Source organism: Halalkalibaculum sp. DA384, assembly GCF_043951955.1.
Lineage (GTDB): Bacteria > Bacteroidota > Rhodothermia > Balneolales > Balneolaceae > JAMQKA01.
On record NZ_JBINJE010000001.1, the window covers coordinates 72,469 to 88,041 of the forward strand.

Sequence of the window (15,573 nt, forward strand, 5' to 3'; positions counted from 1 at the left end):
TATCTGGCATCTGCGCAACTCCACCGGGCTGTTTGGCGAGGCCATAAAATTAAATAAATTCTCTATTGAATTTACCCCCGCAAGATCCCTATATTTGCACTCCAATTGAAATGGTGCCGTAAGTAGTTGAGCAGCTGGAGGGTTGAATAGAAATTTTATGCTTCAGGAATTGCTCACATCCTGTTTCAATTGCACTTTCTTTATTGTCAAGCCCAAGTGGCGGAATTGGTAGACGCGCATGCTTCAGGAGCATGTGACCATCTTGGTCGTGGAGGTTCGAGTCCTCTCTTGGGCACTCTGGCCCTTGCAAGTCGTTGACTTGCAAGGGCTTATTATTTACACCCATTCAATATACTGGCAATATTGCCATCTCTTCTCAATACGTTTAATTACGGTGTTGCTTAGCCCTCTTATCGGTTCCCTGCTTTATCATTTTCAATCAGCCTCTCAAAATTGTTCTCTGCATTTGCTTTAAAGTGATGCGATGTAACTGTTGCCTCAGTTTACGATAGTGCAGAAGTCTGGTACTTTTTAGTGTGAAACGTAACAATTTTCCCGGATTTGGTCCTTAACGGAACAAATCTGCAATTTTCCCATAAGAATAGACGTAGCATTCACTGAATATTTAACCATCAACCTAACAAATACAGGTTATTGTTATGTTTAACTTTAACAAGGCAACATTTTTTACCACTATTTTGGCGCTTATCTTCAGTTTGAGTTTCTCCACCAGCTATGCGCAGGAGAACAACTCAGATACCGAAAAATACAAGCTGACGCTGAATGTGGTGGATGCTGAATCCGGGGAAGCTTTAATGAATGCCAACATTCAAATCCTGGGAATCTATTCCCCGCATACTACCAATCAGGAGGGACAACTGGTATTTGAAGAAATTGAGAACGATCCCCACACATTCAAAATCTCTGCCGATGGGTATCAAACCTGGAAGAAAACAGTGACGGTTACTGACGATTCCAAGCTAACCGTTGAACTTACTCCCACTGGATAAGCATTCGCTGCCAGTTTTAAAGCACCGGGTTTGCCACCCGGTGCTTTTCATTTTTCGTTACTTAAAAGAGGGTTTTGCAAAACCCTCAACTCCTCGTTCTGAGGGCGTTGTACTCCCGTTAAAAGGGCACCAGGGTCGGTAGTACAACTACCTCCCTCAAAATAGCAGGTTCTGCAAAGGTTTCTTGAAAATGATACGTCACAGGATATCAGATGTAAGATCTCGTCAATATTTAACCTGACAGGAGTTTACGTTGCGTTTTACTTCTGAAAAAGTTTGGAAAGTCTCCCGTTTTTAGCTTTACCGTTATAACAAATATTTCCCCACCTTACATTACGCGGCGAGCCCCAAGGTAGCGGTTGGCCCAGTATCTGTCATACAGGCTGCTCAGCGTCACCCCCTGGGAGGTCGAGGCATGCAGGAACTCTCCATCTTCCACAAGAATCCCCACATGAAAGGTTCGCCTACCGGTTTTAAAAAAGATAAGATCGCCGGTGCGTACCGAGCGTCGCCGGATGCCTTCGCCCCGGTTTAGTAATCGCTGCGTATGCATCGGCAGGTCGATGCCGAAATACTCATCAAAAATAATGCTGACAAAAGAGGAGCAGTCTACCCCGGAAGCCGACCGGCCGCCCAGCAGGTAAGGCGTTCCCTTCCAGTCGCGGTAGGCCTGCTTTAATGAAACCCGGGTCTCACTGTATTTATTGACGGAATAGGCCACGGGAGAAGAGGAACTACTGCCCGAAGAGTGTGTGGCACGTCGGGTTGAAATACCACAAGCCGTCAACAGGGTGGTTATCACTATGTATATGATCAGATGCCTCATTAGAAAGTGTTGCCGTGGCTGTCTATTTTGTCCTCTAAATGATCTATATTTAGAGAATGAAACACAACCCGAAAATGCTTAACAAGTAACCAATATGCGACTTTTGGTTAATATCGACCATGTAGCTACACTCCGAAACGCCCGGGGAGAGGGATATCCCGACCCTGTGAAAGCGGCCCACGTATGCGAAGAGGCCGGGGCCGCCGGAATTGTTTTTCACCTTAGAAAAGACCGCCGACACATCAGGGAAGCGGATGTCTACCGGCTGAAGGAGTCGGTCCGGGGCATCCTGGATTTTGAAATGGCGGCTACCAAGGAGATGATAGAGACAAGTATTGACGTAGACCCGCACCTGGTGACGCTGGTCCCCGAAAGTCGTGAAGAGCTGACAACCGAAGGCGGACTGAGCATGGATACCGTGTTTGAGGATTTCAGAAACCGGGTATTTCCCCGTTACAGGGATACCGATATTGAAGTAAGCCTGTTTATTGATCCCAACCCGGAAGATATTGACGATGCGGCCGAACTGGGCAGCGACGCCGTGGAGCTCCACACCGGTACCTATGCAAATGCGCGAACCGACGAGGCCCGAAACCATGAGCTGCAGCGGCTGAAAGAGGCGGCTAAACGCGCACATAACCTGGGGATGAAGGTAAATGCCGGGCATGGATTAAACCTCGACAATCTTGAAGCACTAGTCAAAACCGTGCCCCACCTGCATGATGTAAGCATCGGGCACGCCCTGGTTTCAACAGCTGTTTTTAACGGATTAGAGAACACGGTAAAGGCGTTTCTCAATATCATGAACAAATACAACGATTAAATTTCAACTTTAGATGATTTCAAATTTCGAATTTTCATCCACGGAGATAAATGACTGAGAATCCAAACAAGGAGGAACACAAGTCCGGCTACGTGGCCATTGTTGGCAAGCCCAACGCGGGGAAATCAACCCTGATGAACCAGATTCTGGGCAGCAAGATATCGATTACCACTCCCAAGCCGCAGACCACGCGTCACCAGATCATAGGGATCCATTCGGAAGAAAATCTGCAGATCATCTTCCTGGATACCCCCGGCATCATCCACCCGCGCTACGAGCTGCAAAAAGCGATGATGAGCTTTGTAGACCGGGCACGCAGCGATGCCGATATCATCCTCTTTTTGGTGGAGGCCGGAGAAGACCGCATGCCCGACTACGCCTTTGACGTATTCAAAACCATGAACAAACCGATTGTCCTGGTTGTCAACAAAATGGACACCAGCAGCCGCGAGCGGGAACTGGAGATGGTGGAATCCCTGCAGGAGTCCTACCAGTTTGCCAATACCGTCTATATTTCTGCCCTCACCGGGGAGGGCGTGCCGGAGCTGATGGAGGTCATCTACCAAAACCTGAAGCCGGGCCCGCCCTATTATCCGAAGGATATGCTCAGCGAACAGCCGGTACGCTTTTTCGTGGCCGAGCTGATCCGCGAGCAGCTTTTCATGCAGTTTGAACAGGAGATCCCGTACTCCTGCACCGTGGATGTGATACAATACGATGAGCGGGACGAGCTGGACTACATCAATGCGGAAATCATTGTCAACAGAAACTCTCAAAAAGGCATTTTAATCGGCAAGGGTGGAAAGGCGATCAAAGAGCTGGGCAAAAACGCGCGGCAAAAAATCCAGGATTTTATCGGCAAAAAAGTGTTCCTCGATCTTCATGTTAAAGTGCGGGACAAGTGGCGAGAAAACCCGAATATGATCCGTAATTTCGGGTACCGGTAAACTGGATTTCAGTCGTAGTCGTTTTTCCGACTGTTTTCCCGAGCCATCCACCACATTTTGTAAGAAAATAGATATTACACTTTGGCAGATAATGCTTATATTTAAGGCCTAATTTGGAAAGAAAACTTTATAAGGCAGGTGAATTAGTAAATGGTTGGAGTAAACGTAAAAGACAACGAAAGCATTGACCGCGCAATTAACCGGTTTAAGAAGCTGGTAACACGTTCCCGGATACTGAATGAATACAAAGAAAATCAACAGTATACGAAACCTTCCGAGGAACGTCGTGAAGCGCTGAAAAGAAGCATTCGTGAACAGAAACGACGAGAACGTAACAATTACTGAGTTTCTGTACTACACTACCAACGTTAAGCCCTGTGGCCTTGCTACAGGGCTTTTTTTATGGCTTCGCTAAAATATTGCACGCCTTCCAGTGCAATTGAACTCTTTTTTTTCTTGTTAATATTGTTGGCGCGCGGGATAACTGCCCCTTCAAAACCCATTTTCTCGATCTCTCCCAGGCGTTGCTCAAGCTTGGGTACCGCCCGAATTTCCGACCCAAGTCCCACCTCTCCCAGGAACACCAACTCACTGGAAATCGGTTTGTCCAAAAAGCTGGAAACCAGTGCACAAATCACCCCCAGGTCGCCGGCGGTGTCGCTCAACTTAATTCCGCCGGCCACATTAAGATAAACATCCTGGCCCGAAAACTGGTAGCCTCCCCGCTTTTCGAGGACTGCCAGTAATAACGAAAGACGCCGATGGTCGAAACCGCTTGCCGTACGCTGCGGGGTCCCGTAGTTGCTGGGCGTGACCAGCGCCTGTACTTCAATAAGAAGAGGCCTGGAGCCCTCGATAGTACAGACTACGGCATTGCCGCTTACCTTGTTGTTATAGTCAGACAGGAAAAGCTGGGAGGGATTCAGGATATCAGTAAGCCCGTTTTCATTCATCTCAAAAACCCCGACCTCCTGGGCCGGACCAAACCGGTTTTTTATACTGCGAAGTAACCGGTACGTATAGTTTTGATCCCCCTCGAACTGGAGTACCGTATCCACCATATGCTCCAGTACGCGCGGACCTGCCAGCGTACCCTCCTTGGTTACATGCCCGATCAACAGGGTGGTGATCTCCTGCTTTTTGGCCAGCTGCTGGAACAGGGCGGCGCACTCCTTCACCTGCTGGATGCTGCCCGCCATGCTGGTCAACTCGGTGCGATACACGGTTTGTATGGAATCTACAATCAGCAGGTCCGGCTCCATCTTGCGGGCCTCTTTCAGGATGTTGCTCACATCCGTTTCGTTGTAAATGAACAGGTTTTCAGAGTCGACCCCGAGGCGTCGGGCCCGCTGCTTGATTTGCCCGGCAGATTCCTCTCCCGCGCAGTACAGGATCTTGAGACCGGGATTCGATTTGCTTATCTGCAGTGCCAGTGTACTTTTTCCGATGCCGGGATCTCCCCCAATCAAGACAAAAGAGCCCGGGACAAAACCGCCGCCGAGAACCCGGTCCAGCTCGGCAATATTGCTGGCAAAACGGGCTTCCTCATTGAGCTCAATATCGTCAAGTGATTTGGGAGCTCCGGCATCTTCAAGTCCCTCGACCTTGCCCTTGTGAGATTTGTCGGACTTTTTTTCCCGCTCTACGGTAAACTCTTTAAACGTATGCCAACTACCGCAGGAGGGGCAGTTCCCCAGCCATTTTGTTGATGTGTGCCCGCATTCGCTGCAAACGTATTCAATTCTGTTTTTCGGCAACTTTGGTGCTGTTTATTTTATCTCTCCGATTACATCCGAGTCGCTGCTGGGCTCGGTTTTATCCTCCATTTTCTGTACTACAGACTGGTTTATATACCACGTGGTTGCCATCATCCCGAGTCCTATACTTATATAGTAGCTGATAATTCTCCATGCAAAAACGGCCAGCCCGATGAATGCTTTTCGATCAATCAACGGGCCCTGAAAAATTGCGAAAAGCCCCTCCACACCACCACTACCGCCCGGGGTGGGCATGATAAGAAAAGCGAGATTCATCGCCAGGCTTCGCAATAGCGATAATATTTCGTCTGCGGGAAGCAGGCTCAGTATCACAATCGTTGGCAGTGCGATGCGGCACAGCCACGACATCGTGGAGAGAAAAAAAGCTTTCAGCAGAAAAGAAGCCGGCTTCTTTCGCAGCTCGTGGGAATACTCCTCCAGGTGTTCCGCCTCTTCCTTTACCTTTTCTTCCCATTTCCGCAGGAAGGGGAGGCGAAAAACCGCATTTACCACCTTTTTGAGTGCAGCGGGATTTTTTAACACCCCGTAGGCGAGCAGTCCTGCATAAGTAAGCAGCCCCGCGTAGAGCAGCAGCATCGAAATGTCGCCCACCATCCCGATATTTTCCGGGACCACTTCGTAATAGAGGCCTGCGATAAGCAATATGGGAATCGCCATCGCGAACCACAGCTGATCCAGCAGCACGCCGTACAAAATAATGGCCGTGGACTGGCCGGCTTTCAGCCCTTCTTTGGTCATGGCATAGGTAGCCACCGGAGCGCCCCCAATCGTTGAGGGAGTGACGGAAGAGGTAAAATCCCAGCTCAGGATCACCCGGAATGACTGCATCCAGTTTAGCTGGTCTTCCGCCAAAAACCGGATTTTGGCAGCTGAAAACCAGACCCTCAGCAGGGAAACAATCACGGCGATGACTAGTCCCGGCATGCGCTTCGGCCTCAGATGTTCCAACACACCCGGGGTGTATGTCAGGTAAATCACGACCCCCATCCCAAGAATACTTAACCCAATGGAGATGAATAAATATCGCTTGGAGAAGAAGCTCTTTGGATCCTCTTGTATATGTTCTGTGTTATCACTCAAAAGTTAATCATTTGTAATACCGGTACGAACCGCATTTGGTAACCAAAGGTAGCGCGCTACATTGAATAAGTCTAACTGGCTGTGTCAAGGCGTACAGTACATTACCAAAAGAAGTTTTTGAAGCCGTTGTTCTGCCCATTTCAGTATTTCCGCGAATTAAAAACCCTCAATCCATGGACTGAAAACCGCGATTTCGATTTTACTCAGGAGTTGACTTTGGACAAAGTTCCCGGTTTTCAAAGCTCTCTTAATAAAAAAGCCTTATGGAAAGCGATCTCCATAAGGCTTTAAACGGATCAAGCTGATCAGGCCACAGTGATGTTGTCGTCAAGATATACATCCTGGATAAAGTTCAGGATCTTGACTCCTTCATCCATCGGCCGCTGGAATGCCTTGCGCCCGCTGATTAAGCCCATTCCGCCGGCACGCTTGTTGATTACTGCCGTGCGCACGGCCTGGGCAAAATCGTTTTCACCGGAACCACCACCCGAGTTGATCAGCCCTGCCCGGCCCATATAGCAGTTGGCTACCTGGTAACGGGTAAGGTCGATGGGATGATCGGAAGCCAGTTCGGTATAAATGCTTTCATCAAGCTTGCCATAGGAGGAATCCCCGATATTAAGTGCCTTGTACCCGCCGTTGTTCACCGGCTGTTTCTGCTTGATGATATCCGCCTGGATCGTGACCCCGAGATGGTTGGCCTGACCGGTAAGATCGGCCGAGGCGTGGTAGTCGGTGCCGTCTACATTGAAGGCGGAGTTTCGGGTGTAGCACCAGAGAATGGTGGCCAGGCCGAGCTCATGCGCATACTCAAACGCTTTGGCAACTTCCTGTATCTGGCGGCTGGACTCTTCTGAACCAAAATAGATCGTGGCACCCACTGCAACAGCCCCCATGTTAAACGCTTCATCAATGCTGCCAAACATAATCTGGTCATAGGTATTCGGGTAGGTCATCAGCTCGTTGTGGTTGATCTTGACCACGAACGGAATTTTGTGGGCATACTTGCGAGCCACGGCACCAAGCACTCCGTATGTTGAGGCCACGGCATTGCAGCCGCCTTCAATTGCAAGCTTTACGATATTTTCAGGATCAAAGTAGGCCGGATTCGGAGCAAAAGACGCGCCCCCGGAATGCTCAACCCCCTGGTCCACGGGCAAAATTGAGAGGTAACCGGTTCCCCCGAGGCGCCCGTTGTCAAACAGGGTCTGCAGGTTCCGCAATACGCGAGGATTCCGATCCGAATCGATCCAGACCTGGTCTACAAAATCCGGGCCGGGCAGGTGTAAATTTTCTTTTGAAATGGTCTCGCAAGAATGATTTAACAGGTCATCCGCCTCATTTCCAAGCATCTCTTCAATGCTTTTAGCAGCAAGTGCCATAGTAATAACTCCTAATTTAATTGGTATAATGGTTTATGAATTACTAGGAGCCCAATATAAGTGATCTGTCTAGAAATGACTAAAAAGGTTTCCGGGAATTCCGTTCTCCTGCCATGGGAATCGACCGCTCGCGGCATCCGCGTAAAGCGTGCTGACAACAGTAGAGTGCAGCCTGGAAGCCACTTCATCCAGCAAGGGACAAATCCGGCGTCCCGGGGATAATTCCCATCGACCTTGAGACTAAATTTTCCTATATTTTCACCTTGCATTTTTAACCCTTGAAAAGCATAGAATATGAAAATCGGTCCCATAGATTTGGGCGAAAAACCACTGCTCTTGGCCCCCATGGAAGATGTAACGGACTCCCCCTTTCGGCTGATGTGCCGGCGAAGAGGGGCCAGCATTGTCTATACGGAATTTATCAGTTCTGAAGCTATCGTTCGCGATGTAAATGGGGCGAAGCAAAAAATGGATTTCAGAGAAGAGGAACGTCCTTTCGGAATTCAGATTTTCGGCAGCCGCGAGGAAGCAATGGAAGGCGCAGCCCAAAAAGCCGAAGCGAACAACCCCGACCTGGTCGATATCAACTTCGGATGCCCGGTGTACAAAATTGCCAAAAAAGGAGCCGGGGCCGGCTGCCTTAAAGACCTGGCGCTGATGGAACGGATGGCGGGCAGCGTAGTAGATGCGGTGCAAGACAAGCCGGTGACTGTAAAAACGCGCCTTGGCTGGGACGACCGAACAATCCGTATCCGGGAGGTGGCCCTGATGCTGCAGAAGCTGGGCGTCAAGGCGCTGACGGTTCATGCCCGCACGCGGAACCAGAAATACAAGGGAGAAGCACGCTGGAACTGGTTGAAAAAGCTGAAGGATACGCCGGGACTCGAGATTCCAATTATTGGCAACGGCGATGTAACATCCCCGGAGGATGCCAAGCGGATGTTTGACGAAACCGGGGTCGACGGCGTGATGATCGGGCGCGGGGCCATCGGCAGCCCCTGGATTTTTGAACAGACCCGCCATTACCTTGAAACCGGCGAACGGCTGCCTCCGCCCCCGGTGGAGGAGCGCATCGAACTGGCGGCTGAACAGTTGCGGCGTTCCGTAGAACACCACGGAGAACGATACGGCGTTATCATCATGAAAAAGCATTACGGGCAGTACTTAAAAGGGGTCCGCAACAGCCGTAAACTTCGGGGAGCGATTATGGAAGAAAAGGAGATGCAGCCGATCCTGGAACTGCTGCTCAACTTCAAGGAACAGGAACTGTACGCAGCTGCTTCCTGAAACAGATGATCCACCGGCAATTTGCGGGATGTTTCCCGATCCGTTACTTCAGGGTAGACAAGTTAAGATGTATGCCCAGCGAAACCAGCGCCGGGCGATAGTCAAACGCCACCTCCTCCTGCAGTAGATCGGCGGTTCCCAACTACCCCTCTATCTTGATATTTTTCCAGCCCAGCCGGGCATAAAGGGCAGGTTCGAAAAAAGTGCCGGCCTCCGCCTCTTCGTATGTGGTGGCAGATGTTTCAAACTCGGTAAACCTGACCTGTCCCAACCGCAGCGCCAGCCCTGTTTCAACCCAGTCGGTCTCCAGCCCGATATTGGACTGCAGGAACAGCTTGTTATATCTGCCTGTAGCCTGAACCGCACGATCTGTACCGGAAAAAGCATAATTGTCGACCGAGGTTGCGGATCCCAGTCCGGCTCCTCCCAGCAGTTCAAATCGACCGATATTTCCGATCACGCGAAAATATTCCACGGCAATCTCCCCGTAGGAATGCTCGTGGTAATCTTCGTTTCCCTCTTCCTCATTATCGCCGAAAGACGCGGCTCCTGCAAAACCAAAACGGTCTGAAACCGCATATGCTCCCTGCAGATCGATGCCGTTGGTACCCACAAAAGCCGCACCACTTAATTCTCCTTTATGATCCAGTTGATGGGTGTGCCGGGCACTGGGAATATAAACTGGGGCACAGGCCTGAATCGCCATCAGCGGCAAAGCAAGTATCAAAAGTCGCAGTTTCATGACAGTTCCCGTTTTATTGCGATTGACATGAGTTGCCACCCCTGTAATTCTGCTCTATATCATTTTCGCACCCATATGGGGCTGAAGCACTTCGGGTACTCTGATATTCCCGTCCTGATCTTGATAAGTTTCCAAAATGGCTGAAACGACCCGCGGCAACGCCAGTCCCGAGCCGTTGAGCGTATGCAGGATCTGGGTATTCCCCTGCTCGTTGCGAAACCGAAGCTGCATGCGGCGGGCCTGGTAATCCACAAAGTTGGAACAGGAGCTTACCTCCAGCCAGCGCTGCTGACCCGGACTCCAGACTTCAAGATCATACTTTTTGGATTGCGTAAAGCCCATATCGCCGGTGCACATCAGCAGGGTTCGATAGGGCAGGCCAAGCTCTTCGAGCAGGGATTCCGCATACTCCCGGAGGGTCTCCAGCTCGTCATAGGAATTTTCGGGCTGTACAATTTTTACCAGCTCTACCTTGTCAAATTGATGCAGCCGGTTCAATCCCCGCACATCCTTCCCATAAGAGCCGGCCTCGCGTCTCCAGCACGGGGTGTACGCTACATAGTATATCGGGAGCTTGTCTTTCGGTATTATCTCATCCCGGTGAAAATTGGTAACCGGTACCTCGGCAGTCGGAATCAGAAAAAATTCATCGCGGGGTATCTCGTACATCATATCCTCTTTATCGGGAATCTGTCCGGTGCCGCGGGCGGAATCCTCATTTACGAAGAAAGGCGGCTGAATTTCGATAAATCCCTGTTCGGCAGCTTTATCCAAAAAATAGTTGATCAGCGCACGCTGCAGGCGGGCTATCGGCCCGATATAAAACGGGAAGCCTGCGCCCGTTACCTTGGCTCCGCGTTCAAAATCGACCCACCCGGAATCTTCCGCGAGCTCCCAGTGGGGACTTCGCCATGCTTCCTCCGCCGGATCTCCCCAGGTTTTGTAAATTTCATTGTCCTCTTCCGTCGCTCCCACGGGCACTGATTTATGAGGGACGTTTGGGATCTGCAACAGCAGTTCATCGCATTTATCCCTGAGCCGATTCAGATCTTCCTCCTTTCGCTTGATCTTCTCCTTTAGTTTGCTGGTATATTCAATAATCTCCCGGGCTTCCTCTTTCCGGCCCGAACCCATCAGCTGGCCAATCTCCTTCGCCTTCGTATTACTTTCGTTTCGGAGGTCATCCACGCTTTTGACCAGCGAGCGCCAGTTCTTATCGGCTTCAAGAAGCTCATCGACCACCTCCACCGCTTCTTCCCCCTTGTTTTTCATTCCTTCCTTAACCACATCGGCATGTTCTCGAATAAACGCTATGTCAAGCATATAATTAACATTTAAATTTGAATTTTCTTCTCGTCAAAGATAAAAGAGTTTTGCCAAGTAATGAACCAATTTTTAGTTTGCAACAGGTTGGCATTTCAACAAATATATTTTAAATTCTACCATCATATATTGGGTTGCCTACCTAAATAATTTAAGTTAAATTAAATAGTTCATAGATAAATAAGGGTCGGATTTATAAAATGGCGCATACCTTAGACGAAATTGATATCAAGATTCTGAAGCACCTTCAAAAAGATGCAAGAGCGCAGCGGAACAAGCTGTCGGAGATCGTGCATCTTTCGGTTCCCTCTGTTTCCGAACGGATGAGGAAACTGGAAGAACGCGAACTTATCGAGGGGTATCATGCCGTGCTCAATTCACGCCGTTTTGAATTTGATATTACCGCGTTTGTGTTTGTTGAGGTGGATGGCTCCGACAATTATCCAAAGTTTGTCGAAAAAGCTATTGAAGAACCTGAAATCCTGGAGTGCTACTCCATCACTGGTGATGGTTCCCACATCCTGAAAATACGAACCTGGAACACCGAATCTTTTGAGAAGCTGTTATCCAAAATACAGTCGTGGAGCGGCGTCCATAAAACACGTTCCAACGTTGTGTTGACCAACTTCAAAGAAACACGTGAACTGCCCATAGAGCTGACCGGTACCATAGAAATCAAGTAAACTTTCATTTTCGCGTTTCTGCATTTCACTTATGAGCAGAATTCCGGTTGCACTCACGCTTTTGGCGTTTCTACTTGTATTGCCCCGCCCCGTCACTGCACAGCGCACGTTTGGCGTAGTCTGGGATGTGCCGGAAGACACCGGCGAAGCCCTGAACCAGCTTGACGACTTTAAGGACCTGAAAATAACCTATCTGGAGCTGGACGAACTGGTCTCCGACGCACTGTGGAAAGAGATCCAGCAGCGTAATTTCAGCGTTTTTATCCAGGTCCCGGTCCAGTATCCGGTGGTTGAAACGTTTGCGCGAACAGATTCCGCCCTCGCGCAGATTTACCAGCGCTTCCTTACGCACTACCAGGGGAAACAGGTGGAAGCGATCGGGGCCTTTGCTTATGGACAGACACACGACCCATCATTTTCCGAAGCCGTTAAACCTTTTACGGCCGAGCTTTCCTCCACGCTTTCAGTGCCCCTTTACTACAAAGAGTGGAACGCCGTCGGCCACCCCACAAGCACGTTGTTTGACTTTACCCTGACCAGGGTGAATGTGGATGCCGGTTTTACCTCGTCCTCATCCCCTGACTACCGCCTTCCGGCCTCTGGCGCATACCTGTATCATCCCTCTCCCTCACTGGCATCAAAAATGGCTCCCCTGAAATGGTTTTTCCAGACTACACGGGACACCCCCGATGCGATCCTTTTTTTTGACTCCGGCTGGCTATTGAATTTTGTTGAGGTTCATCAACCGGTTCAGCAAATACTGGTCGAACACGCCACCTTCCAGGATGCGGTATTTCCCCTGCCCCGGGAACGTATGCCCTCCGGCCATTCCCACAGCATTATCGTCCTGATACTGGTACTGGTATGGGGTACGGTTGCCCTGAACTACAGTTTTATGCCGACGTACCGGCGCTCGCTATTCCGTTTTTTTCACAGTCACAGGTTCTTCATTGAGGATGTTATCAAGCGCCATATACGGTCTGTTGTTCCCAGCCTTTTGCTTCTTATCCAGCACTCGATACTGAGTGGAATTTTCCTTTATTGTGCGGCAAGCACCTTTTTTTCCAGAGCCGGGCTAGAGGTTTTCTACCACTATTTTCCCACACTTTCGCTGTTTGGCAACGAATACTTCTCCTTTTTTGTGCTTGGACTGATCACTGCGTTCCTGTTTCAGACCGTATCCATACTGTGGCTCTATTTTGCCAACCGCAGCATCAATTATTTGAGCCAGATCTCCATTTTGTATTCCTGGCCTTTTCACCTGAACCTCGTTATAACCACGATCATTGTTACTATGCTGATGGCAGGCGCCAACGCTTACCTGCTTTCCATCTTTTTTATTCTCTTTACCGTGGTGCTGCTGCTCGATTTCCCGGTTACGGCGTACGATGCCGGGCAGAACGTCAATAGTTACAGGGGGCTCTACGCGATGGGCACCATCGGGCTGTATACGTTGCTACTGGCAATAGCGCTGTCTGCGATCTTCACCAACAGCTATCTGCTAAATATCATGGACCTGGCGATCGCCATTACGTAATCACATAATCTGCTTGCGAAGGCGGGCAACAGGAATATTCAGCTGTTCCCGGTATTTACTCACCGTCCGCCGGGCCACTTTGTATCCCTCTTTTTTCAGCTTGTCGGCGATAGCCTGATCGCTCAGTGGTTTCTGTTTATTCTCATTGTCAATGATCTGCTGAAGGGCATTTTTTACTTCGCGATTCGAAACCTCTTCCCCGCTTTCCGTCTCAAGTCCTTCACTGAAAAAATATTTTAACTCAAACACCCCAAAATTGGTTTGTACATACTTTCCGTTCACCACCCGCGATATCGTCGAAATGTCCAGGTTTACCCGTTCAGCAATATCTTTCAAAATCATCGGTTTCAGCCCCTCCCCGTGCTTAAAAAACTCCTCCTGCAGGGCTACGATCGTCTTCATCGTATTCATAAGCGTATTCTGGCGCTGGCGGATAGAATCGATAAACCACTGGGCCGAATCGATCTTGTCTTTTATGAAGTTTTTTGTCTCTTTTACGCTTTCATTTGCTTCCTTCTTGTTCTTTTTTTTGAGGTCATCCCACATTTTTTTGTAGCGGGGAGATATCCGAAGGGCCGGTACATTCCGGTCGTTCAGCTTGATAATAAAATCTCCCTCCCCGGTCTCTTTTCCCTCTTCATCCGTCATCGGCTGGTAGCGAACCTCAAAATCCGGTTCGATATAATTCTGGGTATCCTCTACTTCCGTACCTCCCCCGCCCGGTTTGGGATCGAGCCCCTTGATACAGTCGAAAGCCTCTTTCAGCTGTTCATCCCCGATATTGAGTTTCTTTTTCAGCTTGCTGAAATGTTTTTTTTCAAACAATTTCCAGTGATTTTCGAGCATCTTGATCGCGATTTTTCTGCCGCTCGATTCATCCTCCATCATCTCCAGCTGCACCAGCAGACAATCCCGCAGATCGGTTGAGGCGATGCCCGGCGGATCAAGCCGCTGGATCTGTTTTCGCACTTTTTCGATCTCCTCTTCTGAAACCAGCACCCCCTCGTTGAAGGCTATATTATCGACCACCGCTTCCAATTCCCGGCGGAAATAGCCGTCATGGTCGAGAGAGCCGAGGATCTGGTCGGCAATCAGTTTTTCATTTTCATTCAAATTGAGCAGGCCTACCTGCTGTTCCAGCTCTTCCAGCAGCGACTCGTGGTAGGGGTTAGGCAGGTCGCGCCACTCCTCATTGGCCCCGGACCCGGAATACCCGCCGTAGTTCTCCCCTTCGTACTCCGTATTGTGCATAAATTCTTCCCAGTCGACCTCCTCATTTTGGTCCACCGGATCAAGCTCATCGCTTTTCTCTTTTTGCTCTTCCCAGTCTTCGGGCGAATCCAGCCGCTCATCGGTCTGCAGCTCCTCCGGTTCGGCTTCCTCAAGCACCGGATTCATCTCCATCTCCTCCTTGATGCGCTGCTCCAGGGCAATAGTGGGCAGTTGCAGGAGCTTGATGTACTGGATCTGCTGCGGAGATAGCCGCTGTTGCTGCGACTGTTTTTGACTTAACTGTTGGCTCTGGCCGGTTTTAATCATACGTCAACCGTTTCATTATTAACTCTGATCTTGTTGCATGCTTCAAGGAACTCGCTGTACCACTCTTCCCCGTACCGTCGGATCAGCGGCTTTTCCAGGAAGTCGGACAGCCATATGCCCTCCTTCTTTCCACGGTCGCACCCGGCGCTGCAGAGACTGGGGAAATAGGTAAAATTCGCATAATCCAGGTCAACTAAACGTTTCAGACGAATCGGGAACAGATGACAGCTCAGCGGTTTTTCCCAGGAAAACTCATCCTTGTAATAGGCTTCCTGTATGGCACATTTCGCATTGCCATGCGGATCAAAGGTCACAAAAATGCACTCGCCGTCATCCACGCAGCTGAGTTCATAACCGTGCTTCTTATCCCCCTGCACAAGTCCCTGCTCCTCCACCGCCTGCACTGCCTCCGGTCGGAGCCGGTCTTTCAACCGTCGATACGCTTTTTTTAGCACGGGTATCTCTTTTTTGTCAACCGGGGCGCCCGCATCCCCCACTACGCAACACGCTCCCCTGCATCTGCTTATGTTGCAGGCGAACTTTGCCGTAGCGATATCTTCCGATAATATAGTGTTTTGTACTCTAAACATTGGGCTCCCAAAATACCTTTTCTATC

At 49.8% G+C, this 15,573-nt stretch carries 15 protein-coding genes and 1 tRNA gene; 8 read left to right on the top strand and 8 right to left on the bottom strand.

Annotation, left to right across the window (positions count from 1 at the left end):
* The first annotated feature begins 210 nt into the window (after positions 1-210).
* Both ACG2E4_RS00285 and ACG2E4_RS00290 read left to right on the top strand, forming a co-directional pair.
* Positions 211-295: transfer RNA gene (locus tag ACG2E4_RS00285), tRNA-Leu, on the top strand.
* Positions 296-659: 364 nt separating this feature from the next.
* Positions 660-1,010 carry a carboxypeptidase regulatory-like domain-containing protein gene (locus tag ACG2E4_RS00290; RefSeq protein WP_395257877.1) on the top strand — a complete coding sequence of 117 codons (351 nt, stop codon included), beginning with the start codon at positions 660-662 and terminating at the stop codon, positions 1,008-1,010.
* A 328-nt stretch (positions 1,011-1,338) separates the two neighbouring features.
* Here ACG2E4_RS00290 and ACG2E4_RS00295 read toward each other — a convergent pair whose 3' ends face one another.
* Positions 1,339-1,812 carry an NlpC/P60 family protein gene (locus ACG2E4_RS00295; protein WP_395275360.1) on the bottom strand — a complete coding sequence of 158 codons (474 nt, stop codon included), beginning with the start codon at positions 1,810-1,812 and terminating at the stop codon, positions 1,339-1,341.
* Between the two features lie 118 nt (positions 1,813-1,930).
* Between ACG2E4_RS00295 and ACG2E4_RS00300 the strand changes: the two genes are divergently transcribed.
* The 3 genes from ACG2E4_RS00300 (at position 1,931) to rpsU (ending at position 3,951) form a co-directional block, all read left to right on the top strand.
* Entirely contained in the window at positions 1,931-2,659 is a 729-nt protein-coding gene (locus ACG2E4_RS00300; RefSeq protein WP_395257873.1) for a pyridoxine 5'-phosphate synthase, read from the top strand.
* 50 nt (positions 2,660-2,709) lie between these two features.
* Complete coding sequence (gene era / locus ACG2E4_RS00305; RefSeq protein ID WP_395275361.1) at positions 2,710-3,606, top strand: GTPase Era; 897 nt, start codon at positions 2,710-2,712, stop codon at positions 3,604-3,606.
* Positions 3,607-3,756: 150 nt separating this feature from the next.
* Positions 3,757-3,951: a 30S ribosomal protein S21 gene (rpsU, locus tag ACG2E4_RS00310; RefSeq protein WP_310681356.1), complete on the top strand. Its 195-nt coding sequence runs from the start codon at positions 3,757-3,759 to the stop codon at positions 3,949-3,951.
* 41 nt (positions 3,952-3,992) lie between these two features.
* Here the strand turns inward: rpsU and radA are convergent, their stop codons facing one another.
* The 3 genes from radA to ACG2E4_RS00325 form a co-directional block, all read right to left on the bottom strand.
* Positions 3,993-5,363 carry a DNA repair protein RadA gene (radA, locus tag ACG2E4_RS00315; RefSeq protein ID WP_395257868.1) on the bottom strand — a complete coding sequence of 457 codons (1,371 nt, stop codon included), beginning with the start codon at positions 5,361-5,363 and terminating at the stop codon, positions 3,993-3,995.
* Between the two features lie 12 nt (positions 5,364-5,375).
* The gene (locus ACG2E4_RS00320) at positions 5,376-6,464 is read right to left on the bottom strand and encodes a YbhN family protein (RefSeq protein ID WP_395275362.1); all 1,089 of its coding nucleotides are present in this window, start codon (positions 6,462-6,464) and stop codon (positions 5,376-5,378) included.
* 305 nt (positions 6,465-6,769) lie between these two features.
* Positions 6,770-7,846, bottom strand: coding sequence for a class I fructose-bisphosphate aldolase (locus tag ACG2E4_RS00325; RefSeq protein ID WP_395257863.1), 1,077 nt, complete (start codon positions 7,844-7,846; stop codon positions 6,770-6,772).
* 294 nt (positions 7,847-8,140) lie between these two features.
* Between ACG2E4_RS00325 and dusB the strand changes: the two genes are divergently transcribed.
* On the top strand, positions 8,141-9,133 hold the full coding sequence (dusB, locus tag ACG2E4_RS00330) for a tRNA dihydrouridine synthase DusB (protein ID WP_395257861.1): 993 nt from the start codon (positions 8,141-8,143) through the stop codon (positions 9,131-9,133).
* 142 nt (positions 9,134-9,275) lie between these two features.
* Here the strand turns inward: dusB and ACG2E4_RS00335 are convergent, their stop codons facing one another.
* Positions 9,276-9,875, bottom strand: a complete 600-nt coding sequence (locus ACG2E4_RS00335; RefSeq protein WP_395275363.1) for a hypothetical protein — start codon at positions 9,873-9,875, stop codon at positions 9,276-9,278.
* 54 nt (positions 9,876-9,929) lie between these two features.
* Positions 9,930-11,198 (bottom strand): serine--tRNA ligase, encoded by a 1,269-nt coding sequence (serS, locus tag ACG2E4_RS00340; RefSeq protein WP_395275364.1) that lies wholly within the window; start codon positions 11,196-11,198, stop codon positions 9,930-9,932.
* Between the two features lie 200 nt (positions 11,199-11,398).
* Here serS and ACG2E4_RS00345 point away from each other — a divergent pair, with 200 nt between their 5' ends.
* Positions 11,399-11,881, top strand: coding sequence for an Lrp/AsnC family transcriptional regulator (locus tag ACG2E4_RS00345; protein WP_395257855.1), 483 nt, complete (start codon positions 11,399-11,401; stop codon positions 11,879-11,881).
* Positions 11,882-11,912: 31 nt separating this feature from the next.
* Positions 11,913-13,418, top strand: coding sequence for a hypothetical protein (locus ACG2E4_RS00350; protein ID WP_395257853.1), 1,506 nt, complete (start codon positions 11,913-11,915; stop codon positions 13,416-13,418).
* Here the strand turns inward: ACG2E4_RS00350 and rpoN are convergent, their stop codons facing one another.
* Both rpoN and ACG2E4_RS00360 read right to left on the bottom strand, forming a co-directional pair.
* Positions 13,419-14,957: an RNA polymerase factor sigma-54 gene (rpoN, locus tag ACG2E4_RS00355; protein WP_395257851.1), complete on the bottom strand. Its 1,539-nt coding sequence runs from the start codon at positions 14,955-14,957 to the stop codon at positions 13,419-13,421.
* Positions 14,954-15,547 (bottom strand): DUF3109 family protein, encoded by a 594-nt coding sequence (locus tag ACG2E4_RS00360; RefSeq protein WP_395257849.1) that lies wholly within the window; start codon positions 15,545-15,547, stop codon positions 14,954-14,956. The genes rpoN and ACG2E4_RS00360 overlap by 4 nt, the downstream gene beginning before the upstream one ends.
* Positions 15,548-15,573: the final 26 nt, after the last annotated feature.

What these genes read in the sequence shown, in the direction of transcription:
- ACG2E4_RS00290 (WP_395257877.1), top strand. Translation starts at nt 660, where the DNA reads ATGTTTAACTTTAACAAGGCAACATTTTTTACCACTATTTTGGCGCTT.
- ACG2E4_RS00300 (WP_395257873.1), top strand. Translation starts at nt 1,931, where the DNA reads ATGCGACTTTTGGTTAATATCGACCATGTAGCTACACTCCGAAACGCC.
- ACG2E4_RS00345 (WP_395257855.1), top strand. Translation starts at nt 11,399, where the DNA reads ATGGCGCATACCTTAGACGAAATTGATATCAAGATTCTGAAGCACCTT.
- rpsU (WP_310681356.1), top strand. Translation starts at nt 3,757, where the DNA reads ATGGTTGGAGTAAACGTAAAAGACAACGAAAGCATTGACCGCGCAATT.
- era (WP_395275361.1), top strand. Translation starts at nt 2,710, where the DNA reads ATGACTGAGAATCCAAACAAGGAGGAACACAAGTCCGGCTACGTGGCC.
- serS (WP_395275364.1), bottom strand. Translation starts at nt 11,198, where the DNA reads ATGCTTGACATAGCGTTTATTCGAGAACATGCCGATGTGGTTAAGGAA.
- ACG2E4_RS00325 (WP_395257863.1), bottom strand. Translation starts at nt 7,846, where the DNA reads ATGGCACTTGCTGCTAAAAGCATTGAAGAGATGCTTGGAAATGAGGCG.
- rpoN (WP_395257851.1), bottom strand. Translation starts at nt 14,957, where the DNA reads ATGATTAAAACCGGCCAGAGCCAACAGTTAAGTCAAAAACAGTCGCAG.
- ACG2E4_RS00350 (WP_395257853.1), top strand. Translation starts at nt 11,913, where the DNA reads ATGAGCAGAATTCCGGTTGCACTCACGCTTTTGGCGTTTCTACTTGTA.
- ACG2E4_RS00335 (WP_395275363.1), bottom strand. Translation starts at nt 9,875, where the DNA reads ATGAAACTGCGACTTTTGATACTTGCTTTGCCGCTGATGGCGATTCAG.
- dusB (WP_395257861.1), top strand. Translation starts at nt 8,141, where the DNA reads ATGAAAATCGGTCCCATAGATTTGGGCGAAAAACCACTGCTCTTGGCC.
- ACG2E4_RS00360 (WP_395257849.1), bottom strand. Translation starts at nt 15,547, where the DNA reads ATGTTTAGAGTACAAAACACTATATTATCGGAAGATATCGCTACGGCA.